At 39.5% G+C, this 23,890-nt stretch carries 17 protein-coding genes; 13 read left to right on the top strand and 4 right to left on the bottom strand.

All coding sequences use genetic code 11. The features are described from left to right. Positions 1-4 precede the first annotated feature (4 nt). Both GJV03_RS03195 and GJV03_RS03190 read right to left on the bottom strand, forming a co-directional pair. Positions 5-811: an alpha/beta hydrolase gene (locus GJV03_RS03195; protein ID WP_154129448.1), complete on the bottom strand. Its 807-nt coding sequence runs from the start codon at positions 809-811 to the stop codon at positions 5-7. After that, the gene (locus GJV03_RS03190; protein ID WP_154129447.1) at positions 808-1,950 is read right to left on the bottom strand and encodes an FAD-dependent monooxygenase; all 1,143 of its coding nucleotides are present in this window, start codon (positions 1,948-1,950) and stop codon (positions 808-810) included. Before GJV03_RS03190 ends, GJV03_RS03195 begins: the two co-directional genes overlap by 4 nt. A 229-nt stretch (positions 1,951-2,179) precedes the next feature. Between GJV03_RS03190 and GJV03_RS03185 the strand changes: the two genes are divergently transcribed. Next, positions 2,180-3,217 carry a 2,5-dihydroxypyridine 5,6-dioxygenase gene (locus GJV03_RS03185; protein ID WP_154129446.1) on the top strand — a complete coding sequence of 346 codons (1,038 nt, stop codon included), beginning with the start codon at positions 2,180-2,182 and terminating at the stop codon, positions 3,215-3,217. Positions 3,218-3,383: 166 nt separating this feature from the next. Beyond that, complete coding sequence (locus tag GJV03_RS03180; protein ID WP_004725483.1) at positions 3,384-3,818, top strand: MarR family winged helix-turn-helix transcriptional regulator; 435 nt, start codon at positions 3,384-3,386, stop codon at positions 3,816-3,818. A 116-nt stretch (positions 3,819-3,934) separates the two neighbouring features. On the opposite strand, the gene GJV03_RS03175 is transcribed toward GJV03_RS03180, so the two are convergent. Then, positions 3,935-5,353, bottom strand: coding sequence for a phosphate--AMP phosphotransferase (locus GJV03_RS03175; protein ID WP_154129445.1), 1,419 nt, complete (start codon positions 5,351-5,353; stop codon positions 3,935-3,937). Positions 5,354-5,553: 200 nt separating this feature from the next. On the opposite strand from GJV03_RS03175, the gene GJV03_RS03170 reads away from it, so the two are divergent. The 8 genes from GJV03_RS03170 to hisIE all read left to right on the top strand — a co-directional run bounded on the left by GJV03_RS03170 (position 5,554) and on the right by hisIE (position 15,313). Next, positions 5,554-6,261 (top strand): hypothetical protein, encoded by a 708-nt coding sequence (locus GJV03_RS03170; protein ID WP_004725477.1) that lies wholly within the window; start codon positions 5,554-5,556, stop codon positions 6,259-6,261. Positions 6,262-6,413: 152 nt separating this feature from the next. After that, positions 6,414-7,358, top strand: a complete 945-nt coding sequence (ubiE, locus tag GJV03_RS03165) for a bifunctional demethylmenaquinone methyltransferase/2-methoxy-6-polyprenyl-1,4-benzoquinol methylase UbiE (RefSeq protein WP_004725476.1) — start codon at positions 6,414-6,416, stop codon at positions 7,356-7,358. 32 nt (positions 7,359-7,390) lie between these two features. Next, complete coding sequence (locus tag GJV03_RS03160) at positions 7,391-8,062, top strand: hypothetical protein (protein WP_004725474.1); 672 nt, start codon at positions 7,391-7,393, stop codon at positions 8,060-8,062. A gap of 3 nt (positions 8,063-8,065) precedes the next feature. Beyond that, positions 8,066-9,685, top strand: coding sequence for an AarF/UbiB family protein (locus GJV03_RS03155; RefSeq protein WP_105713844.1), 1,620 nt, complete (start codon positions 8,066-8,068; stop codon positions 9,683-9,685). Between the two features lie 549 nt (positions 9,686-10,234). Beyond that, positions 10,235-11,302: an ankyrin repeat domain-containing protein gene (locus GJV03_RS03150; RefSeq protein WP_216070002.1), complete on the top strand. Its 1,068-nt coding sequence runs from the start codon at positions 10,235-10,237 to the stop codon at positions 11,300-11,302. A gap of 244 nt (positions 11,303-11,546) precedes the next feature. After that, positions 11,547-12,629, top strand: a complete 1,083-nt coding sequence (locus GJV03_RS03145; RefSeq protein WP_154129444.1) for a patatin-like phospholipase family protein — start codon at positions 11,547-11,549, stop codon at positions 12,627-12,629. Positions 12,630-13,071: 442 nt separating this feature from the next. After that, complete coding sequence (locus tag GJV03_RS03140; RefSeq protein ID WP_154129443.1) at positions 13,072-14,361, top strand: NAD(P)/FAD-dependent oxidoreductase; 1,290 nt, start codon at positions 13,072-13,074, stop codon at positions 14,359-14,361. Positions 14,362-14,527: 166 nt separating this feature from the next. Then, positions 14,528-15,313: a bifunctional phosphoribosyl-AMP cyclohydrolase/phosphoribosyl-ATP diphosphatase HisIE gene (gene hisIE, locus GJV03_RS03135; RefSeq protein ID WP_154129442.1), complete on the top strand. Its 786-nt coding sequence runs from the start codon at positions 14,528-14,530 to the stop codon at positions 15,311-15,313. A 59-nt stretch (positions 15,314-15,372) separates the two neighbouring features. Here hisIE and GJV03_RS03130 read toward each other — a convergent pair whose 3' ends face one another. Further along, positions 15,373-17,370 (bottom strand): alkaline phosphatase PhoX, encoded by a 1,998-nt coding sequence (locus tag GJV03_RS03130; protein WP_154129441.1) that lies wholly within the window; start codon positions 17,368-17,370, stop codon positions 15,373-15,375. Between the two features lie 261 nt (positions 17,371-17,631). Here GJV03_RS03130 and GJV03_RS03125 point away from each other — a divergent pair, with 261 nt between their 5' ends. The 3 genes from GJV03_RS03125 to GJV03_RS03115 all read left to right on the top strand — a co-directional run bounded on the left by GJV03_RS03125 (position 17,632) and on the right by GJV03_RS03115 (position 23,888). After that, a complete protein-coding gene (locus GJV03_RS03125) occupies positions 17,632-19,125 on the top strand; it encodes a UvrD-helicase domain-containing protein (RefSeq protein ID WP_004725463.1) in 1,494 nt (497 codons plus the stop codon). Between the two features lie 93 nt (positions 19,126-19,218). Then, positions 19,219-20,592: an AAA family ATPase gene (locus GJV03_RS03120; RefSeq protein WP_154129440.1), complete on the top strand. Its 1,374-nt coding sequence runs from the start codon at positions 19,219-19,221 to the stop codon at positions 20,590-20,592. A 458-nt stretch (positions 20,593-21,050) separates the two neighbouring features. Beyond that, positions 21,051-23,888, top strand: a complete 2,838-nt coding sequence (locus tag GJV03_RS03115; RefSeq protein WP_154129439.1) for a monovalent cation/H+ antiporter subunit A — start codon at positions 21,051-21,053, stop codon at positions 23,886-23,888. Positions 23,889-23,890: the final 2 nt, after the last annotated feature.

Below are 23,890 nucleotides of genomic sequence, written 5' to 3'. Positions count from 1 at the left end.
CTCCTTAAATAAGCCTCTGTTCTAAAAAATCTGAAAAGCCTGTTAAGAACCCATTTAAATCATCCCAAGGAATCATATGCCCTGCATTTTTCACACAATTCACCAAAATTCGTGAATTAAGCAATTGGATTTCTGCAATATCGCCTGCCAAGATCACATCACCTTTGCCAGCCACCATCAATAAAGTTGGCACTTTGACTTTTGGGATATATTGATGAATATCAATATGATGAAAATCATGAAAAGACTTGATAACGGCTGGTAAATAACAACTATGTAGCCACTCTGCGCGCAATTGTCTTTGCGCTAAAGTCCAAGATGGGCAATATTGCTTCATGTCTTCCGCATTCATACCCTGAATAGATTGCTGAATAGAGTCGACATACCAGGATAGCTGGCTCGGGTAAGCACGCCGTCCTGGACCTGAGACAGGAGGATCAATTAAGACTATTTTTTTCAAACCTTTGGGCTCAAATGCAGCACAGCGAATCGCAAAACGCGCACCCATCGAGTGCCCAACCAAATAATAAGATTCCAAGTCTAATTTTTTAACAAAATCCAGAATATCTTGTGCGCAGGTATCAGTGTCATATTGCAGATGCTCCCCCGAAGAAGACAAGCCTCTGCCTCGAATATCCAAAACATAGACATCAAAAAATTGAGCTAATTTCTCCGCTACAAATCCCCAGGTAATGGCAGGACTGGTAATCCCGGGGATCAACACCAAAGCATGCCCTTTCCCACCATAACGAAGATAATGTAAACGGACTTGATTGGCCGCTACATTTGACCCATACAGGAATTGACTCATACGGTCTCCTCCTCATTTAACGCTTGTGCATATACATCATATCCATACACCCAAGTTGGATCTTCTTGGCTTTTTAAGAAGGTATTGGCATTGGAAACTTCTTGCACTCGACTGGCACGTTGTTTACGATTTTGTTCATATAATTTGAACGCCTCTTGATAGTTGTCTAAACCTGTTTGCAGCAAACAACGCGTGAGCATTGCGGCATCTTCAATCGCCATACCTGCGCCTTGTGCCATATGCGGTTTCATGGGGTGACAAGCATCACCGAGCAACACCATACGGCCATTGCTCCATATCGGTAATGGATTACGATTGTTTAATGGCCACTTGGTAATATCTTCACTGGCTTCAATCATGGCTTGGATGGTTGGATGAAAATCTTTAAATGTTTCAAATAGTTCTTGTTTTGAACATGGTACAAAACTTTGCCCTTGGAAATCCCATGCTGGATGAGGCACACCTGTAACAAAGTAGTACTCATCACGTTCTTTAGTGGTGTAATAGGCCATCATATGACGATCCTCATACCACCATTTGACACAGTCATCTAAATCAAATTGCTGTTTTAATTTCTCTAATTGTTCTCCTTTAATCATGGCACGGTGCGCAACCCAGCCACTGTATAAAGGTGCTTCTGGTCCAAGAATGATTTCTCGGATTTTTGAGTTAATCCCATCAGCACCAATCACAATATCAACATCACTCACGGTGCCATCTTCAAAGCTTAGCGTTATCCCATCTAACTTTTGAACAACAGCACTTAAGCGCTTGGCAAAATGTAATTTGTCTTGCTGTAAAGCTTCGATTTGTCGAGCATGCATATCACCACGATGAATCGTGATATAGGTCGCCCCGTACCCGGTCAAACTGACATTGGACATATAGTCTGCGGTATTTCCATCGCGGCTGACCCAATGCGTTGGATGACATCCCATGTCTTCCAAGTTTTGCTCCAAGCCCATTTCTCGAAAGATTTTCATAATGTTTGGGCCAATATGAATACCAGCACCTAAACGAGAAAATTCTGTTGCTTGTTCATAGACATCAACATCAAAACCCGCTCTCTGTAGCAGTAGCCCCATTGAAGCGCCACCAAGACCTGCACCAATCACTGCAATTTTTTTTGCTTTATTCATTGTTTACTCCATCAAACAAATTTTTCTTTTAATAGATATACCTCACGATAATATTAAAGTCTATACACTTTAAATTCTCAAACAAATCTCAACCCATAAAATCAATTAAATATTTGTTTATTCTTAATAATTAATTTAATTACAATGATGTAATAAATGTACATTTTATATTATCAAAGTGTATACTCTTTAAAAATACAAAAAACAGCGATGAAAAAGGAGCACCATCATGCCTGTAAATAACACTGAACTGACCCAAATGTTTGAGCATGTTTTAACCTTATCCAAGGTCAATGAAACACAAAGTGTGGCGATTTTAAAAAGTCATTATTCACATCAACAAACCGTTCAAGCCGCACTTGATGCAGCATGTCGGTTAAAAGCTAAAGTGTTTATTTTAGAATTACCTTCATTTAATCACCCCCAAGCCATGGGGAACGATATGACCGCTTATTGTGGTGATACTGCATTAACGGGTAATTTTGCTGCACAACAAGCACTTGAATCTGTCGACCTCATCATCGACACCATGATGTTGCTGCACTCACCAGAACAAGAACAGATTTTAAAAACAGGAACACGAATTTTACTGGCCGTGGAACCCCCAGAAATTCTCGCTCGTATGCTGCCCACACAAGAAGACAAACATCGGGTTCAAACTGCTGAAAAATACTTAAAGAAAGCGAAAAGTATGCATGTAACCTCAAAGGCAGGCACAGATTTTTATGCTCCGCTTGGGCAATACCCTGCTGTAACTGAATATGGCTTTGCTGACGAAGTTGGGCGCTGGGATCACTGGCCGAGTGGTTTCTTATTCACTTGGCCCAATGAAAATATGGCAGAAGGCATCTTGGTTTTAGATATTGGTGATATTTTATTACCCTTTAAAACCTATGCCCGTGAAAGAGTCACTTTAGAAATCGAAAAGGGGGTAATTACTCAAATTCATGGTGGATTTGAAGCAGAATATCTTCGTGATTATATGAAATATTTTAATGATCCAGAGGTGTATGGAATTTCACACATTGGTTGGGGCTTACAACCTCGAGCACAATGGACAGCGATGGGTTTGCATGATAAAAATGATGGAATGTGTATGGATGCACGTGCTTTTAATGGTAACTTTTTATTTTCAACGGGACCCAACACAGAAGTAGGTGGTAGCCGCAAGACACCATGTCATATGGATATTCCACTTCGTAACTGCACAGTGAAACTCGATGATTTAGTGGTTGTTGATCAAGGCGTTCCTATAGCGCTTAGTTAACGCTAAAAACGAGCCACTAAAACTCAACCAAAGCATAACGACCAAGTAGCATTATGGTCGTTATTTTTATGCAATCCCTTTATACTAGCCCTATTAAAGTTTTTAAAAATCTTCAATATTTTAAATCTTCGGGTCTAATTTTCCTCACATGATAAAGAAGTCAAACATGAATGATGAATATGTAATTGAAGAACAAGTGGGATATTTACTTAGACGGACTTACTTTCATCATTTAACGATTTTTCAACAAAGTTTGGATGAAACTCGCCTTACTTCGGTTCAGTTCGCTGTACTTTATGCCATTAATAAATTAAAAGAATGTTCACAAAAAGAACTGGTTGAGGAAACCGGTATCGACCAAGCAACCATTCGTGGCATTATCCAGCGATTAAAAGACAAGCTTTTTATTTCACAAGATCCTGATCAACATGACAAACGCAAGGTGCTGATTCATATTACACCATCGGGCATCCAAGAGCTTTCGCAAGCGATTCCAATTGCGGCAAGTATTAGTGATTTAACCCTAGCCGCATTAAATCCCGCCGAAAAAATTGCTTTAAAATTTTTACTTAAAAAAATTCTGGGGCATCCATTAGATTAGGATCTTTTGCCCCATTGATCATTATGATAGGTATCACACTAAAGCGTAGAATAAGAGCATCTATTCTTTAGTGCGATACTGTTTATAACCTCAACTTAGCTGTTACTAGCAAACAATCAATCCGCTTTTAACTGCTTTAAAATCGTTTTAAGGATTTGAATACGTGCTGTGTACTTATCATTGGTCGCAACCAAATGCCACGGCGCATACTCGGTATCAGTTCGTTCAAACATATCCGCAGCAGCATTTAAATAATCGTCCCAGTGTCCACGATTTCGCCAGTCATCAGGGGTAATTTTAAAGCGTTTATGCGGTGTTTGTTCACGTGCTTTAAAACGTGCTTCTTGTTCATCTTTGCTGATTGCCAACCAAAATTTAACCAACACGGTTTGATTATCGGTTAAATCTTTTTCAAAGCGATTAATTTCATCATAGGCACGTTGCCATTCCGCGGGCTTGGCAAAGCCTTCAATACGTTCAACCAATACTCGACCATACCAAGTACGATCAAAAATACTGATCTTTTCCTCGGGTTGAATCTTGGTCCAAAACCGCCATAAATAGGGTCGACGCAATTCATACTGTTCTGGTGCAGCAATGGTATAAATCTCGTATTCACGTGGATCAAGATTTTTCACAATCCGCTTGATTGCCCCACCTTTACCAGCTGCATCCATGCCTTCAAAGGTAATAATGACATTGCGTGAATCATTGCGTAGCGCTTCCGACACTTTTTTGGTTAATTTCTTTAATTCAGCTTTGTATTGGTCTTTATCCAGTTCTTCTGTCGCGGGTTGCAATAACGACTCAGGTACAGTTGCCTGTTTCCACTTGGTTCTCACCGCTGTTTTATGTCGAGGCAACTGCTTTAACGCTTGCAAAATATACTGAGCAAATTGTTGATCTCGTGCAACACAATCTTCGCAATCAATCACATACCAATCATCAGTAAAACGTTGACGTAATTTTTGCACAATGTCGTATTGTTTTTTATTCCGCCAATCCAAACCCATTAACTTATGCCAACGCTGTTCAGACGCATCCATTGAATCTAAACGCTTTTGTAAGCTTTTCCATGGTAGATCAAACCAGATTTTAATCACATCGACATGATTATTTTTTAGGTCTTGTTCATAAGCACGCATATTTTCAATATAGGTATCGAACAAGGTTTCATCTAAGGGTTTAGAAACATGCATCGCTGTTGACAATAAGTCACTGTACCAATTGCCAAAAAACAACTGAATTTGCCCTTCTGATGGAATGTGCCGTGCATAAGGCTGCCAAAAACTTTGTTTACTACTAAATAAACTGGCTGGATCTGCTTTAACCCGTAAGTAGCGAGGATCAACCCATTCACGTAATTGTTTAACCGCTTCCCCTTTCCCCGCAAGCTCGATACCACTGACTAAAATAACCAAGCTTTTGGCATTATTTTTATCTTTAGAATTCTTTAAGGCATATTGTGCCTCAATCAGATCAACGGATAACTCTTCTTCATCACGTAATGCAAACGCTAATTGTTCTTCAATCATCTGCTTCTCTATGGTCTGAAACTTCAACTGAGTATACCCATTCCCTAAAATAGAGTTATATTATTTTTCTGTATAAAATCTTTGATATTGGCTATTTAAAAAGCCACTGACCATATTTCTCTATTGTTTTTTAACTTTTGTCATAGTGATACGTGCCAACTGCCTTTATGCTGTTACTAAACGAAATCTAGAGTTTTTGTATGTCAAAACTTGCTGCACTTGATCAGCTTTTAGAACAATATCAACAATTGAGTTATCACACTGACCCAATTCTAGAAAAACGCCTGCATGAAGCACAAGACTGGTTAAAAATGCGTATTGAAAAGACTCATCATGCGCTATTCAATCAAAAAGAAAATCAATTGATGGCAAAATATTTTATCAACCGCTTATATGGTGGACCTGAATTTGATGATTTGGCGATACAGATTGAACGTTTATTAAAATATGCACATAAAGCAGAAAAAATTCTCCCTGAAAATGCCATTAAGACCGGTTTAAAATCTGTTGGATTGGCGGTACTTGCTATGCAACTCGATGAACAAGTCGCGGCACAATTACTCAAGGATTACCCTGTTGATCAAGTGATTGATGATGAAATGATGCGACTGACCTTGCTGAAATTAGATCAAGCAGAAGCCCGTCAACAACAGCTGGGTTTATTGGATGATTTGGGTGGTGCACTAGACAAATACATGCGTTCATTCATTATGCATACTGCATTTAAAATGTGTAAAGGCACTGCAATCAAATATAAATTTGAATTGATGTATGACTTTATTGGCGAAGGTTTTATTGCGATGAAACCGATGAAATCTGCAGCTGATTTTATCCATGCATTTACCCTAAAAGAACGTGATATTGTCGAAAAAGTGCATGCTGGAGATCCCAATCCATTTCAGGATTAATTTAATTTTTGGCTGTATCAAACCGATCTCTAAGATCGGTTTTTGTATATTATTCATAACAATTTCATGATGAGGACTGCAAAATTATGCAGAATCTGTCATTATGCAGAGCAATATAAAATTTCCCATTTTTGTGTTCAGGAGTGACTCAAATGTCGAATGAAAACCAAAAGCCTACAGCCCCTGCTGAAACGGCAACGAATACAGACAAAGTGAGTCCATTTCTAACAGAACCATTACCGCAAGGTACTCCACAAGGTCAACAACAGTCCTTGCAGCAACAACTGGTAGATACGCCAGTTTCTGGGACTGTGCCAAAATACAACCTACCCCGTGGTGCCAATACTGGTAATGTCGGTGCAACCACGCATTTCGGCTACAAAACTGTTAATAGTGAAGAAAAAGCGCAAAAAGTCGCTGAAGTCTTCCATTCTGTCGCAAGCAAATACGACATTATGAATGATTTAATGTCATTTGGTATTCACCGCCTCTGGAAACGCTTTGCGATTAATATGTCAGGTGTACGTCGTGGTCAGCACGTGCTTGATATTGCAGGCGGTACAGGTGACTTAGCCAAAGTTTTCAGCCGTGAAGTTGGTCCAACAGGTCATGTGGTTTTATCCGATATTAACGAGTCCATGTTGAATGTTGGTCGTGATCGTTTGATTGATGCTGGCTGTACCAATGTTGATTTTGTATTGGCCAATGCTGAAACCTTAGAGCCCTTTGCAGACAATAGTTTTGACTTGCTCACTATCAGCTTTGGTCTACGTAACGTGACCGATAAAGATGCTGCACTCCAAGCGATGTATCGTGTATTAAAGCCAGGTGGTCGTTTATTGATACTTGAGTTCTCAAAACCAGTATTTGAACCATTTTCAAAGCTATATGACTTCTATTCTTTCACGGCTTTACCATTTATGGGCAAAGTTGTTGCCAATGATGCAGAAAGTTATAAGTATTTGGCCGAATCTATTCGTATGCATCCAGACCAACGTACCTTAAAAGGTATGATGGAAAATGCTGGTTTCCAAAACTGTGATTACCACAATTTAACCGGTGGTATTGTGGCGGTACACCGTGGCTTTAAACTGTAATTTCCCCAAGATATAACAAGCAAGGTTGAATTATGTGGTCAATTCTGGCACTCGGTGCAGTTGAACGATTAATCAATCAGTTTATTAATTTGGATGCAATTACCCGCATCCAATTTAATCAGTTACAAGGCAAACTGTTACGTGTCGTGATGGATACGCCTCAGCTTTCTGTCGATGTTTACTTTGATCAAAATAAAATCCGTCTTGAACCGACTGTGACTGGTAAAAGCGAAACACCTTCAATTTTTGAACAACGTCCTTTTGACAAAAATGTTGCGATTGCAGAAGCGACAGCAACATTACATGTAAAGAATGTTGTTGAATTGGCTAAATTATTTGTTGCGGATGATATTGGCAATATTCCCCTACAAGGTGATTATCACCTGTTACAGGATATTCAAAATATTATCCAACAGCTTGAGCCTGATTTGGCAGCCCAGCTTAGCCCGTGGATTGGTCCTGCACTCGCGCATGAAATTGGCAAAATCCAACTGGCGCCAAAGCATCTCAAACGCTCACTGCAAAGTCATTTATTTTTTGTAGAAGACTTTTTAAAAGAAGATACGGGGGTATTGGCTCCGCGTTGGCAAATGGATGATCTGCAACAAGATACCCGTCAACTGAACCAAAATATTGACCGACTTGAAGCAAAAATTCAGCAACTTCAATCTCACTTTACTCAAAATCAAGATCAGGTAATTTAATATATGATTCCGCATATTGCCCGTTTATTCGAACTTTGGCGCATCGCCGCGCACTATAGACTCGACACACTGGTCCCTGCGGAAGAATTACCTGAAAAAGCTCGGCATGCTTTAGCTTTAATTCGCTTACACCCTGCGGCATGGTCAAGCAAAGAACGTAAAAACCCGCTCAAGCTTAAAGAAGCATTAGAAGAAATGGGGCCTTTAGCAATTAAGCTAGGGCAATTACTTTCTACGCGTCGTGATTTAATTCCACCTGAAATTTTACAACAATTGGTTTTATTACAAGATCGGGTTAAACCCTTCGAGGTCAATATTGCAAAAGCGCGTATTGAGCAATCACTGAAAGCCAATATTTCTACAATTTTTGCCCGTTTTGATGAGCAACCTTTGGCTGCTGCATCTATTGCACAAGTCCATACTGCTGCGCTCCATGATGGTCGTGAAGTGGTGGTGAAAGTCACTCGTCCAGATATTCGCAGTCAGATTCTACAGGATTTTGAGATTCTGCAATGGCTTGGAGCAAGCTTAGAAAAACGGCTTGAAGCAGCTCGTGCAGTGCATTTGTCTGAAATCATCCAGAATTATCGTCAAGTGATCTTAAATGAACTGGATCTTACACTAGAAGCAGATAATACCCGTCGTATGCGTCATTACTTCACGGGTTCAAGCATGATGTATGTGCCTGAAGTCTATATGGACAGCAAAGATGTTATGGTTGCTGAGCGGATCACTGGCGTTCCCATTTCGGATATTGAAACCTTTGAAAAGCTCGGAATGGATCGTAAAGATCTTGCTGAAAAGGGTTTAACGATTTTCTTTACGCAAGTATTTCGTGACAATTTCTTCCATGCCGACATGCATCCCGGCAACGTATTTGTTGAAACATTAAATCCAAGCCACCCTCGTTATATTGCCCTTGACTGTGCAATTATGGGTGAGCTATCTAAACAAGATCAGATGACCGTTGCACGTATGTTGCTTGCGGTCATGAACAGCGACTTCTTACAACTGATTCAAATTGTGCATCAGGCGGGCTGGATTCCACCGGGTACCGATCAAGATGCGCTATCCCGTGAAATGCGCCGCACTGTTGGACCAATGGTGTCTAAACCGATGCATGAATTGGACTTTGCGGGTATCTTGATTCAAGTCATGGACATTGCGCGTCGTTTCCATTTAGAAATTCCACCACAATTGATGTTATTACTCAAAACGTTGGTACATGTGGAAGGTTTAGGTACCGATTTATATCCTGAACTCGACATTTGGAAACTGGCAAAACCGATTCTCACCGAATGGGTAAAAGCACAAATGAATCCTCAGAAAAACTTAAAAGAGTTAGGACAGAAAATTCCTGATTTACTTTTAGGCGCACAGGATTTCCCAACCTTGATGGTTGACAGCTTAAATGGTTTAAAAAATCAATCTGCATGGCATGCTAAACAACTGCATGAGTTGCAAATGATGCGTTTAGAAGTGGAACAGCAACAAAAACGTAGCTGGATTTTCGGCAGTATCATGGCTATTTTGCTTTCTATTGCAATCATTGCACCGTGGTATATTTCAATTGTCTTGATTGTCTTGACCACTGTTTTAGCAGTTTGGCGGATTGCCAAGTGAGTAAAGCCGAAACCTAAATAAAAAAGGGTTAATTTTAAAAAAAATTGGACAATCAAAACTAGCGATAAATCATTATATTTTCAGTTGTTGTAATTTAACGAGCTGAGAATGGTCTATATCGTGAAAACAAACTTAAAAATTTGTGCTTCTATTTTCAACACGATTACTAAGTAGTTTTGATTGATGTCGCGCACTAAACTAATATTTTTATTACTGTTCGAACGATTATCCTTTACTTTATTATTGACTAAAAATAGGAAGAAAATTATGAATATAATATTTATATTTAGAGAATGTCAAATGCCATTTAAAGAGTTTGTAGAAATTATATAAAAGAAAATAAAACCAGATGGTAAAACAAAAATTGAAATAACAAGTTGTTTGCTATCAGCTAGACTGGGTCCAAAATATCGAAACAAGATGTGTAAAATTGGACAATAGTTTTTCAATTTAACTTTAGTTATGATATCGAAACTAAGGTTTCTCACCCAAACACAAAGCCACGAATCATGGTACGCAAGCTAAAAATACTAATCCCAAGTTGAATAAATGATGATAACCATAAAAGATATTGGAACATACGAAACAATTCCACCTATAGTCAATGATCTTATAACAGGAAATATTCCTTCTTTGGATGAATACTTTGCACAAGGTTGGAATATAGAAGAAAGTATTTCATTGTGTGAGTATATAGAGCAGACACCACTTGACTTTGCCTTGATAATGGAGAATTTCGATTCCGTAAAATGGTTGATTAAAAAAGGTGTAAATCTTAATGTAAAACATAATCCAAGTTTTTTATCTGCTGTTCGATATTGTAGTGAAGATATCACTCGTTATATGGTTGCTCATGGTGCCAAAATCAATGAAGTAAACAATGTGAAATCCGAAGCATTTCAGCAAGCTCTTTATGGGAAACGTTACGAAAACCTACCTGTTATCCACGAACTAGGTCACACAGTAAAACAATATGGAGGAGAAGCATTCCGTAAAGCTGTGAGTGATAAAAACTATAATGTATTGGAATTCTTTATTTCTCATCATGTTGACATCAATTACAACAAACCCGATATGGTTTATCCCTTTAAGCCAACGCCATTATGCGTTGCAGCAAGATATGTAGATCTAGACATGTGTAAATATCTGGTAAAGCACGGTGCCGATGTAACCATAACTGAAAAAGACGGAATGCGTCCATATAGCATAGCTGTAGAAAAAGGTGATCGAGAAATGGCTGATTTTTTTAAATCAATAGAACCAGCAGATTTTCATAGCCTAAATAATAAATTAGACGAATTAAAACCCTATAAGTTACCTAAAAATCTCATAACTTTTTTACAAGGAGATAAATTACATATTAATTTATCTCAATCTGATTTTAAGTTTATTGAGTTTTTTTCATTGATAGAAACCGTCCCATTTAAGGTCAAAAAACAAAAACTACTCCGCATTTCAAAGACTACAGGTGATTTCACGGATATAAATATTGTTTGGAATCCTAAGTCTAAAAAAATAGCCTATTACGATATAGAGCATAATGATCTTAGAGATCTATGTACATTTGAAGAATTTTTAGAGTGTCCAAGTAGACAATTAGAAAAATATTTTAGTTGAAATAGCCTATATACAATAAGAGTTATTCATTGGGAGCTCTTAAGGGAAAAGTCAGATGGTAGTTTTTTAATCGTCTTGACCACTGTTTTAGCAGTTTGGCGGATTGCCAAATAACACGATTCAGCCTATTCAATGAATAGGCTTTTTTGTCTATGACTGCTAAGTCACCGAGTGACAGCTCTCGCCATTGTTCAATCTATCACGCACTCTAAAATAAAAAATATTCGTTTGAGTGAGTGAAATCATGACCCAAATTCTACAAAAACGCCCTGCAGCAATCACCTTACGTGCAGGCTCACTCGCCAAACAACACATACAACAAGAAGGCTTATCTGCACATCAAGTCGATATGATTCCCGGCGCAGCTGGTGGCCCTAAAGGCATTGGTTTAATGGGCTTGGATCAGGCGATTTTCGGTGATTTTCTAAAGCGTGCCAAACAACGACGCTTTTTAATCGGTTCATCCGTCGGTGCATGGCGCTTTGCTGGAATTTTAGCGCAAGGTGAACAACTCGGTCCTGAACGTTTGGCTGAGTTATATATCAACTTGCCCTTTCATAAAAAGATGACCATTGCAGAGATTGAGAAAATATCTCGCGAGATGCTGTACAGCATTTTAGACCAACACAGCCAAAAATTGGTCGAACATCCCGAATATCACCTTACGATTATCGCAGCCAAAGCAGAACATTTATTTCAAAGTGATCAAAAGCTTGCACTGTATAGTTCCTTACTCGGCATTATCGGCAGTAATGCAATTTCAAGAAACCATCTGAATAAATTTATGCAACGGGTCATCTGTCAGCCTGCACAGTTCCCACAATTTAAAATTCAGGATGACGCTTTTAAAACTCATTATTTAAATTTTAATCAGCACAATGTTGCGGATTGGTTGATGGCCTCAGGTTCGATTCCTGCAGTTACACCTGCGGTAAAAAATATTGCCGATGCGCCACAAGGCGCGTATCGAGATGGCGGTTTGATCGACTATCACATTGATTTGCCTTTTGAAAGTAAAGGGATTGTTTTATATCCACATTTTGCCGACAGCATCATCCCAGGCTGGTTTGACAAAATGTTTAAATCTCGCACAGCCAATCCTGCAAACCAAGCACGGACTTTACTGATCTCGCCTTCTCAAGACTATTTAAAATCTTTACCTTTAGGACGTTTACCAGATCGTAAAGATTTTGTGATGAAAGGTCTGGATGATCAGAAGCGAAAACAATTGTGGAAGCAGTCTGTGGCAGAAAGTCAGCGACTAGGTGATGAATTTTTAGAAATGGTGGAGAAACAAAATTTTGCTAAAGTGATGCTAGATTTATAATTATTCTCCCCCATTGATCACCTCATCCAGCTGCGAATAAATATGATTTTCAACAACTTAAATACATCACACCTGCATTCTCGATGACTTGAGATATCAGCCTGCAACATGAGCCAGTCATGGCTCAAACTTTACATATTATTTTTTTACTGAATTTAATCCGTGTCTGGCCTGGTCTATAGGTGTTGATTCTTGGCTAAGATCCATTAGGGTCTGTTGACATTTCATAAATGGTTTGCGTTGTAGGTTAAAATTGAGCATGAGACGTATACGTCGTAAAGCAGGAAACGAAGAGAATAGCGGGACTATTTCCGAGTTTCATAACGTAGGCTGAGATAATTTTAACCACAACCCTAGTAAATAAAGAGCTTGATTCAAATTTCTGCTTGTTAATTCCCTGCTTTTTGTTAAATTTAAATCATTCAAAGCACTTACTCTAATAATGAATCAAACTAAAACGCCAAAATTTGCCATCGTCGGTGCAGGAACAGCAGGGCTTGCTACTGCAATTTTACTCGCACAACAAAATATTCAGGTTACTATTTTTGAGAAAGTATCTGAGCTTGAACCTGTCGGTGCAGGCTTATTGCTTCAACCGTCTGGACTTGCAGTTTTTGAGCACTTAGGTGTGCTTGATGATGCGGTTAAACTCGGTGCAATCGTCACAGGCTTAGAAGGACAACTCGCCAATGGTTTTAAACTGGTAGATAGTCATTATGCCCAAGCCCATCCCGATTTTTATGGTTTAGGTATCCATCGAGCAAGCTTATGTCATGTCTTGCAAAACAAATGCCATGAATTTCCTGAACTGATCACTTGGCACATGAATGCCGATATTGAAAAACTTAAAGAATCAGCAGATGAAATCCGAGTTTTGGGTAGGATCAATGGTGAATCTTTTGATGAAGTCTTTGATAGCGTTATTGTTGCCAATGGTGCACGAAGCCAGTTAAGACCAATCGAATGGGTTAAAATCGATCAAGCTTACCCTTGGGGCGCCAAATGGACCATTGTGCCTGAATGTTTGCAGCTCGATACGCAAATTTTGCACCAATTTTATGATCGCTCCAAGATCATGATGGGAATCTTACCTACAGGTGCAATTCCCACTCAGCCCAAGCAACGACTTTCCAGTATCTTCTGGAGTCTTCCAACCGATCAGCTTGGAAATTTTTTACCTCATCAACAAGCTCGTGCAGATTGGTTAAAAGCGCTATCCAAACGCTGGAAGCCCGCTGCTGAATGGTTAGAGCAAGTGATCGCCAATCCTGAAGAAACGCAACAATGGCTTTCTGCCCATTATCGCGATGTAGTGCTGTCTAAATTTGGTCAAGGTCGCATCGGTATCATTGGAGACGCTGCACATGCCATGAGCCCGCAGCTTGGACAAGGTGCAAATATGGCACTTTTAGATGCATGGGCTTTGGGACAAGCAGTTCAAGTTGCCCGAAACAATCAAACGATCGATTATGCAAAGCTATGGCAGTGCTATCACCAACATCGCAAAAGCTCATCCGCATTTTATCAATTTTTAAGCCGTTTACTGACCCCCCTATACCAGTCTGATCTTTGGTGGGCAGGTGGTTTACGAGATCTAAGCTTCTCTTGGATGTACCGTATCCCTTATTTTCGTAAAGAAATGGCAATCACTGTGTCGGGATTAAAATCGGGTATGTTTAGTCAAATGAAGTATGAAGATATTGCTCGATCGTCTTTGGCAAGGGAAAAATAATGTGCACTCAAGTTACCCATTCTGTAATTTTAAAGTGTGAACAAGCGTTTTAATCTCGACTCAATCCATAATCAATATTTTCCTAAAATGCTGGAAATAACGTACACTATACAACCGCTACCATGTCAACGTAGCGCTCTTTCTTTTTATAACTTGGTGAAATCCTATGAACAATCTGCAATGGCTCGATGAAGTAAAATTTAACGAACAAGGACTTATTCCTGCTATTGCACAACATCATCAAACTGGACGTATTTTGATGGTGGCATGGATGAACCGTGAAGCATTACAACTGACTGCTGAAAAAATGCAGGGCGTTTATTTTTCTCGCTCACGAAATAAATTATGGTTTAAAGGTGAGGAGTCAGGCCATTTTCAAACCGTTTACGAAATCCGTTTAGACTGTGATGCAGATGTCATCGTCTTACAAATCGAACAGCATGGTGGAATCGCTTGCCATACAGGTCGAGAGTCTTGCTTCTATCGCAAGCTCACTGCAACAGGTTGGGAAATTGTCGATGCACAATTAAAAGATCCAAATGCAATATACGGTGAAAAGCCTTCATCGAATCCGCATACTATTGCCATAAATAGTTCCAATGCGCAGGCTGAACAAGTAGAAGTCTTGGGTTATTTAGGTAAAATGATGGCTGAACGTAAAGCAGCTGACCCAGATTCTTCTTATGTAGCAAAGCTTTACCACAAAGGTTTAAATAAAATCTTAGAGAAAATTGGTGAAGAAAGTATTGAAACCATCATTGCCGCAAAAGATTTTAAATCTGAAGCGTGTGAAGATCATAAAAATGATCTGATCTATGAAGTTGCAGATCTATGGTTCCATACCATTGTGATGCTTGGCTATTTTGAGTTGGATGTGCAATTGGTACTCAACGAGCTTGCACGCCGTCAAGGGCTTTCTGGCTTAGTTGAAAAAGCCAATCGAGATCATTAATTTGGCATTTATAAAAAAGGCAGCGAAATTTCGCTGCCTTTTTTATTCAAAAATCGAAATTAAGAAGATTTTTTCTCAACCGAAGGTGCAATCGGGTCTGCTGTTAAATAACCCACTGCTGCTGCAAAACGGTCTTTATAATTCGCACGAATCAAAGGATCTAAAGTTGCTTGAACCTTACTATGTAAAGAACCCCAATCCCCTGGATGCTGGAAGTTACTCATAATATAAGTCCAACCATTGATTGAATCGACTGCATGTAAACCTGTAGATTCAGCACCTGCTGGGCAAGAAAGAATACGATCTAATTTCTTGGTGTCTACGTTATACGCCCATAAGTAGTTATTCACATGGTTACCACTGTCTTCACCAATAAATAAGGTACGGAATGTTTCAGAGAACTTTAAATTATCTGCACTTGCAATCGTGTTTGGATCAGAAGTGTTACCAATACCTAGTGGATCAGCAGCCGCATCAATATCCTTACCGATTAACAGCATATGCGATTGATAAGGTACCCACTCACTGACGATTGGACTACCTGATTTATCACTCTTAGAACCTGCTAGATCATGTGCAACAATTCCACCTGCTGAAATTTTCTTAGCGAATGACACGTTATGCGTATCGACCCAAGCCGCATTGCCTTTGATCATTGAATCTTGAATATTGGCTAAAGCAGAATAAGCAACTTTGTCTTTGGCATTGACTGTTGTGCCTTCCATTTTTGTAAATGCCATACTACCGCCCATCAAAGCTGCATAACGATGGGTTTCTAAGAATGCCGCTGCTTTTTCCATCCCGGGCTTAACTTTCACCCAAATGGTTTTCTTTTGTAGAATGATTTTAGTATAGCTTGCATCTTGTGGATCTTTGTCCAAGCTTTCCATGATCTCTGTTGGTTGAATATTTCTAACATTCACCAAATCTTCAATTTCTTGGCTAGTTGCATGACCCAATTTAATCCATTGAATTTGTGCCGTTGAGGTTTCATTCAACTCATTCAAATACTTCGCAACATACAATGTTCCCGCAGATAAGTCTTTTTCTTTATCTGCAACAAACATAAACAAACCACCATTGGTATAGTCATCACCCATTAACGCAGTACGATTATCTGGCATAACTTGGATCAGTTCATGTGAGATACGACCTAAACAATAATGTTTTTTTGCAGTACCTGTACCATCTTTGTTCACTGTAATTTCAGGCAAATGTCCATAGTTGTACGGTTTCGCAGAGGTTTCATCACCATAGACGTTTTTACTATAGGCTTTCATTGTTGCCATATCAGTGCCTAAGCCCTGACCAAATGCATCTGGCTCGTATTCTTCACTTGAAAGGTGTGTACCCCAAGGCGATAAACTTGCACCACACGTAATCCATAAACCATGTGCTTTAGACATATCGACATTATGATATTTAACTAAAGTTAAATGACCTGTTTTTGGATCTTGATCCAGTGAAATTACCCCAATTGGTGATGGCAATTTACCATACATATCATTGCCAGCTAAATCACGAGTGGTATATTCAAATTGCACCACCGCAAATACTGGATTGCCTTTTACACCATCAACCTTGGCATCTTTCACTGTCAATAATGAAGTACCATCTGGGCAATCTGAAAAGAATTGACGTTCTTTGCCAGCTACAGATTTATCCATAATTGGTTGGTTTTTAATATCATAATAACCACCAGCCAAGATCTTCCCACCTTTTCCATCACTGATCATATCGCCTGTTTGGAAGAAGGTCTTATAGGCAAGTTTGTAGTCAGTCTTGCTATTGTCATCCCAAGTTACAGCTAATCCAGAAGCAACTGTTGTTGTTGCCATTGCTGCTGCATTTGCCAATGTTGGTGCATCCATCGGCGTAAATGTTGCAGATTTTAATTTAGCTGGATTGATCGGCGGTTTAACTGCAGTATTTTTATCATCATCGTTACAACCTGCTAGTGTGGCTGAAGTTGCCATTGCCCCAAGTGGAAGAAATGGAATGCTGGCTAACCAAGTAAGCACTTCACGGCGTGTATGTCGGCTGGCTGAATTTGTCATAACTTTATCCGAATATGTTTTAGAATTTTCCCGTGCTCAGTTTAGAAAGCAGTTATGACAATCTAGTTTCACTTTTAAGTCATTTTAAAGACAAAAGTCCCAATACCTCATATTATGATAAAAATGATCAGGATACGCCCCGCAGATTCTTAGCACAGTCGTTTAAATAACATCTTGTTAGATTTCACCCTAGTGCTGAGCAATTTTTGCTATACTCTGTCCCATATTGAATTTTCAAGCTAATAAGATTTTATAAATACTGTGCCTTATTCTTTTACACCCACATCTGAGCAAAGCTTTGCAATCGCAGAAGCGAAAAAAGGACAATCATTTAAAGTGATTGCCTATGCTGGCACAGGTAAAACCACGACTTTGCAGTTAATCAGTGATGCGATGACGGAGCGCCGTGGGATGTATTTGGCCTTTAATAAGGCAATTGCCACAGAAGCACAGAATAAATTTCATCAAAATGTAGATTGCCGCACCTTCCACTCTTTGGCTTTTCGTAGTGTGTCGCGTGGAGTAACCGATAAATTACGTCTGCCGCGTTTAAGTCCCAGTTTTATTGCCAAAGAGTATCGTCTCGAACCGATTACGCTTAGACGTTTAATGGGCGGGCGTTATGAAAAATATGTGCTAATGCCCAGTCGTTTGGCGAGTTTAGTTGCCAATGCTGTAAGCTATTTCTGCTCGACCAGCTCACAATATCCAGCACCACGTCATATCCAAGCACCAAGTTGGCTGCATGCAGATGATATCGAGTCTTTACAAAAACATCTTTACCCTGCTGTAGAAAGACGTTGGTTAGAGTCGATTGATACCAATCATCAAGCAGGCATAGGTCATGATATTTATTTAAAACTCTGGGCATTATCAGATCCATTTATTCCAGCAGATTATGTGCTCTTTGATGAAGCACAAGATGCAGATCCATTAATGCTTGGTATTTTATTGCGTCAGCGTAATACCCAAGTGATTTATGTGGGTGATGCACATCAACAAATTTATGCATGGCGTGGTGCGGTCAATGCCATGCAACAAATGCCACTTCCTGAATCTCGTTTAACCACTTCATTCCGTTTTGGTGATGCGATTGCAGATGTGGCCAATCATTTGCTCGGTGCATTGGATGAAACTGTGCCTTTATTGGGCAATCCTGAAATGAAATCGAGTGTGGTCAATAAACCACATACTAAAATGCGTGATGCGATTTTATGTCGCACCAATGCACGTGCAATGGAGTTGCTTCTTTCTGGTCTCGTGCAAGGCGATAAAGTTGGACTACAAGCCGATCATGCAAAACTCAACCGTTTTGTTGATGCTGCAAGTTTACTTAAACAAGGTAAACGTGTTGTTGATGTACCTGAACTGGCCTGGTTTAACTCTTGGCATGATGTACATGAATACTGTGAAACCAACGATGGCAGTGATATCAAACCCTTAGTCAAATTGGTTGACGATCACGGTACGGAACCACTCAAAAAAGCACTTGCTAAAATAACCCCAATAGAGCAAGCTGATTATGTGATTTCAACTGCACATAAGGCCAAAGGGCTAGAATGGAATCGTGTACATATCGAAGATGATTACCAATTTAAAATAAACGGTTTAGAACATAAAATCAGCGATGAAGAATTAAGGCTGTTATATGTCGCCTGTACACGGGCAAAGGTCAGCTTAAATATTCATCACATCTATGATCTCGTGCAACAATTGAAAGTAAAAGCGCCATTTAAAAATAAAGCAACAGCATAAGGTTTTTGACCAATTCATCTGTCACAGCGAAAAAAATCGCAAGGTGAAAATATCAACAGCTTTTTATGCTGTCAGTCAATTTTCAGGTATCCTATGAAACTAGCAGCAATTCATTTTCGCCATACATACCATTTTGCTGATTTAAAAATAGATTTTAATTATAAAAACAAACCAATCAGTTTAATTGTTGGCGAACAAGCCAGTGGAAAAACGGCAATTATTAAAAATATTTACCAAGCTTTGACTTGGTTTCCTGCACGTCTAAAAGATTTGCGCACACCTGGTGTGGTAATGCTCGACCAAGACATTATGCAAGATCGAGTGCAATCCAAAATAGATGTTAAAATCAGTTTCCCAATAGAGTTTGGTCAACTCGCAGAAAGCACTGCAACAGCAGAACAAGATCCACAAAGTTGTCATTGGCAATTATATAAAACCTTAAATAGTTCTGGTGTTGGTCTGAGTAAAGTTGACTTAGTACAACTCGAACAATTGGTAGAACGTTATAATCTGGTGCTCAAAAAAGATCCTGTTCAAGGCTTACCTTTAATTGCCTACTACCCTGCTGAACGATTTGTAAATGAAGTGAATATTCTCAATAAAAATAATCCTATTATTTTACAAGCGCACAATGCCTATGAATTAGTACCGATTCCATATACCACCTTTGCACGATTTTTCGAATGGTTTCGAGAAATCAGTGATATCGAAAATGCGCAAATCGCGCAACTTTTTCAAAGTGTTTTAGCACAAAAAGAATCTTCAAATCAAAGTGATGAGGATTTTCAAAGTATTTTATTTCAAGCCCGTTCTCAGTTACATGCACCCAGCTTAAAAGCCTTAAAGCAAAGCTTAAGTATCGTTCTTCCTGAAGTCACAGATCTCTATTTAGAATATCAACCCAAATTACAATTGATGGTCACTTATAAAAATCAAAGTCTGACTTACTCACAACTGTCGAATACGGTTAAAAATTGGCTGGCCTTAGTCGGTGATTTGGTACGTCGCATGTGCATACTCAATCCTTTAAGTCTTTATCCTTGTGAAGAAGGTGAAGGCATCTTACTGATTGATCAAATTGATGTTGATTTAGACCAATTTGGCCTACAGTTAATTCTCGATCGTTTAAATCAAGCCTTTCCTCGTTTACAGATCATCGCCACAGCCAGCCATGAAGAGCTGCTTGAGCAAGCCGACGAATATCAATGTTTTAAACTGGACAATAAAAAGCTTTATGAAATTCAGAACAATAAAGTGTGGCAAGAATACCAAGATATTTATGCAAACTTGCTCAAAGAGGTTCCCAAAAGCGCTGAACAGGACTTGCTTGAACCCGAACCTAATCTGCCAGTAAATGTTCAACAGCTTTTTGAGCAGTTTAAACACCTGAGTGAAGAACAAAAGACCGAATTAAAACGTTTAATGCAGTCTGGTGATGACCAAACGTCACATAAGTTCTTATTATAAGAAACCTCAGGCTAAACCCGTCAATAGCAGACAGTGAATGATCATCAATTGTGAAACACTGTCTTTTATACTCCATTCTCAAATCATGAATATATTCACGTTCATATTCATTGTTCTATTTGTTCTATAAAATTCCAAACATACTAGATTGATTGTTAGCGCATGATTTTCAAGCAGCAAAAAGTCACATGAAGCGTATAATTACAAATGTTTGCGTAAAAAACGACAAAATAAATTGATGTTATTCTACTCATGTAATAAGATGAAAAAATCAATTTAAATTAGATTTTTCAATGCAAATTGATTTTCTAATCGCTTTCTCAAGTTGCGCAACACAACTCATTTTTTAATTACTAATTTAATTCGGCTTTCAAGATTTAAGTTATTGGACTGTTCCTTGCATTCCTCAAATCCTTGAAAGATAAGATTCACATAGGTTTCACGACCTATTCACGACAATGGATACGCGTGTGCTTCCGATTATTATTCTTTTACCATTAATACTTGGCACTATCGTTGTTCTGTGGCTGAAGCAATTCTCTCGCGGGGTAACAGCCTTAGGGGCAATCGGGGTCAGTTTAAGCAGTTTTATCCTGCTGCTGACTCAAGCGAAAACAGTATTAAGTGGACAAGCCGTTTTAGAGCAGTGGCAATGGCTACCTCAAATTGGTATTGATTTTAGTTTCCGATTAGATGCGTTAAGTTTAATTTTTTCATTGCTGATCACGGGGATCGGCACACTGATTTATATCTATGCCTATTATTATCTAAACCCAAAAAATTCTCTCAGTAAGCTCTATGCATTGTTGATGCTGTTTATGGCCGCAATGTTGGGTATTTCTTTATCGAATAATTTAATTATTTTATTGGTTTTTTGGGAATTGACCAGTATTTCATCATTCTTGTTAGTAGGCTATTGGAGTAACTACGACGCCGCGCAACGTGGTGCACGGATGGCACTCACCATCACAGGTATGGGTGGCTTAGCCATGCTAGGTGGATTTATTCTGATTGGTCAAATCGCAGGAACCTATCAAATTGACCAACTCACCATGATGGCGAGTACAATTCAAAATAGTGGTTTATTTGTTCCCGCTTTATTGTTGATTTTATTGGGTGCATTTACCAAAAGTGCGCAATTCCCCTTCCATTTCTGGCTGCCTAATGCCATGGCAGCACCAACCCCTGTCTCAGCCTATCTGCATTCAGCAACCATGGTAAAAGCAGGGATTTTTCTGGTTGCACGCTTACTGCCAATCTTTGTTGGCTCAGCACTGTTCCATAATCTTGTCACCACAATTGGCCTGCTGACCTTATGTATGGCGGCATTTTTTGCCATCTTTAAAGAAGATTTAAAAGGCTTACTGGCTTATTCAACCATCAGTCATTTAGGTCTGATCATGTGCCTTTTGGGTATAGGCTCACCTTTAGCCGTGGCTGCTGCAGTTTTCCATATCATCAATCATGCAACCTTTAAAGCGGCATTATTTATGCTCGCTGGGATCATTGACCATGAATCTGGTACACGGGATTTAAGAAAGTTAAGTGGGCTTTGGCAACTTCTTCCATTTACAGCAACATTAACCATGATTACCGCCGCAAGTATGGCGGGTGTACCTTTGACCAATGGTTTTATCTCAAAAGAAATGTTCTTTACTGAGCTATTGGCAAACTTATCTGGTGGCTATGTTGTGTTGGCAGCTATTGTTGCGACATTGGCAGGTTTATTTGCGGTTACTTACTCAGTTCGTCTGGTACATGGTGTATTTTTTGATGGTGATGTGGGGCCTAATGTTCCCAATAAAAATGCCCATGAGCCGCCAATCGGTATGCGAATTCCAGCAATCATATTGGCAACTTTATGTATTTTAGTGGGGATCATTCCTGCACTGCTGGTTGAAAACATTGTCAATGCGGGAACACGCGCATCAACACAAATTGCAAGTTTTGAAGGGGTTCATTTAGCCATCTGGCATGGTTTTAATTTACCGTTACTGATGAGTGCAACTGCCTTAATTGGTGGTGTGATTTTCTATTTCGCCTTGGCCAAAGGCGGGCGAATTCGTGAAATTGATCTTGATCCACGCTTAGGTCGTTTCCAAGGCAAATTATTATTTGAAGATTTCCTTAAAAATCTCTTGCTGATTTCACGCAAAATTAAGAAAAAGACTGAAACTGGCTCATTACAAAATTATTTATTGTGGATTTTGGCCTTAAGTATTGCCGTGGTTGCCACGCCATTGATCAACCAAAATTTAACCACAGGAACACGTGAACTCACACATGCACCCTTTACTGCGATCGTGCTGTGGTTGTTGTTGTTCTCTGCCTGCTGGATGATGCTGTGGTTTCACCATGAACGTATCAAAGCAGTTCTGATTAGTGGCGCAATTGGTTTGGTCGTGACAATGATTTTCATCACACTCTCTGCGCCAGACTTAGCACTGACACAAATTACCGTGGATGTTGTCACGACTGTTCTGCTATTGATGAGCTTATCACTGCTTCCTCAATTGACCCCTTATGAGTCCAGCCAAACCCGTCGTTGGCGTGACGCAGTCATTGCAATTGGTGGCGGCATTGGTATTGGTTGGATTACCTGGTTAATCATGACACGTGATCATAACTCGATTTCATGGTTCTTTGTTCAGCAGTCAATTCCGTTAGGCGGTGGCTCAAACATCGTCAATGTCATTCTGGTTGATTTCCGTGGTTTCGATACCTTTGGTGAAATTGCCGTATTGGGTATCGCAGCCATTGGTGCACTGTGCATGATGGATGGAATGCGTGCTCATGGCACCACGATCACTCAAGGCCTGAGCTATCGTTTTAATCCATCGCCGCTGATGTTCCGTATGACTGCTTCATGGGTATTGCCGATCGCACTTGTAGTAAGTCTGTATATTTTCTTACGAGGACATAATTATCCAGGCGGAGGCTTTATTGCAGGCTTAATTACCTCCATGGCATTGGTGATCCAATATATCGCGATTGGACAAGATCAGGCTGAAAAAATGCTGCGTGCTCAATCTGGTCGTTTATATGAAATTTGGATTGGTTTAGGGCTGATCATTGCTGGGCTTTCAGGTCTGGCTTCATGGTTCTGGGCACGTCCGTTTCTTACCAGTGCACATATTTATGTGGAATCAGGACTATTTGGCAAATTCCATCTGGCCTCTGCTGCCGGATTTGACCTTGGCGTATACGTCACGGTTGTTGGTGCAGCAATGTTACTCATTTCTGTTTTAGGCGACTCTAGACATTCAAGCATGTCTGGTCCAGTACCCAAGGAGTAATG

It is taken from the genome of Acinetobacter sp. RIT698, assembly GCF_009668065.1.
Lineage (GTDB): Bacteria > Pseudomonadota > Gammaproteobacteria > Pseudomonadales > Moraxellaceae > Acinetobacter > Acinetobacter guillouiae.
This window is presented reverse-complemented; position numbering and strand designations above follow the sequence as displayed.

Coding starts and splice junctions, on each gene's coding strand:
- GJV03_RS03175 (WP_154129445.1), bottom strand. CDS start 5,353: ATGATTGAAGAACAATTAGCGTTTGCATTACGTGATGAAGAAGAGTTA.
- GJV03_RS03130 (WP_154129441.1), bottom strand. CDS start 17,370: ATGACAAATTCAGCCAGCCGACATACACGCCGTGAAGTGCTTACTTGG.
- GJV03_RS03115 (WP_154129439.1), top strand. CDS start 21,051: ATGGATACGCGTGTGCTTCCGATTATTATTCTTTTACCATTAATACTT.
- GJV03_RS03155 (WP_105713844.1), top strand. CDS start 8,066: ATGATTCCGCATATTGCCCGTTTATTCGAACTTTGGCGCATCGCCGCG.
- ubiE (WP_004725476.1), top strand. CDS start 6,414: ATGTCGAATGAAAACCAAAAGCCTACAGCCCCTGCTGAAACGGCAACG.
- GJV03_RS03160 (WP_004725474.1), top strand. CDS start 7,391: ATGTGGTCAATTCTGGCACTCGGTGCAGTTGAACGATTAATCAATCAG.
- GJV03_RS03145 (WP_154129444.1), top strand. CDS start 11,547: ATGACCCAAATTCTACAAAAACGCCCTGCAGCAATCACCTTACGTGCA.
- hisIE (WP_154129442.1), top strand. CDS start 14,528: ATGAACAATCTGCAATGGCTCGATGAAGTAAAATTTAACGAACAAGGA.
- GJV03_RS03190 (WP_154129447.1), bottom strand. CDS start 1,950: ATGAATAAAGCAAAAAAAATTGCAGTGATTGGTGCAGGTCTTGGTGGC.
- GJV03_RS03170 (WP_004725477.1), top strand. CDS start 5,554: ATGTCAAAACTTGCTGCACTTGATCAGCTTTTAGAACAATATCAACAA.
- GJV03_RS03150 (WP_216070002.1), top strand. CDS start 10,235: ATGATGATAACCATAAAAGATATTGGAACATACGAAACAATTCCACCT.
- GJV03_RS03140 (WP_154129443.1), top strand. CDS start 13,072: ATGAATCAAACTAAAACGCCAAAATTTGCCATCGTCGGTGCAGGAACA.
- GJV03_RS03120 (WP_154129440.1), top strand. CDS start 19,219: ATGAAACTAGCAGCAATTCATTTTCGCCATACATACCATTTTGCTGAT.
- GJV03_RS03185 (WP_154129446.1), top strand. CDS start 2,180: ATGCCTGTAAATAACACTGAACTGACCCAAATGTTTGAGCATGTTTTA.
- GJV03_RS03195 (WP_154129448.1), bottom strand. CDS start 811: ATGAGTCAATTCCTGTATGGGTCAAATGTAGCGGCCAATCAAGTCCGT.
- GJV03_RS03180 (WP_004725483.1), top strand. CDS start 3,384: ATGAATGATGAATATGTAATTGAAGAACAAGTGGGATATTTACTTAGA.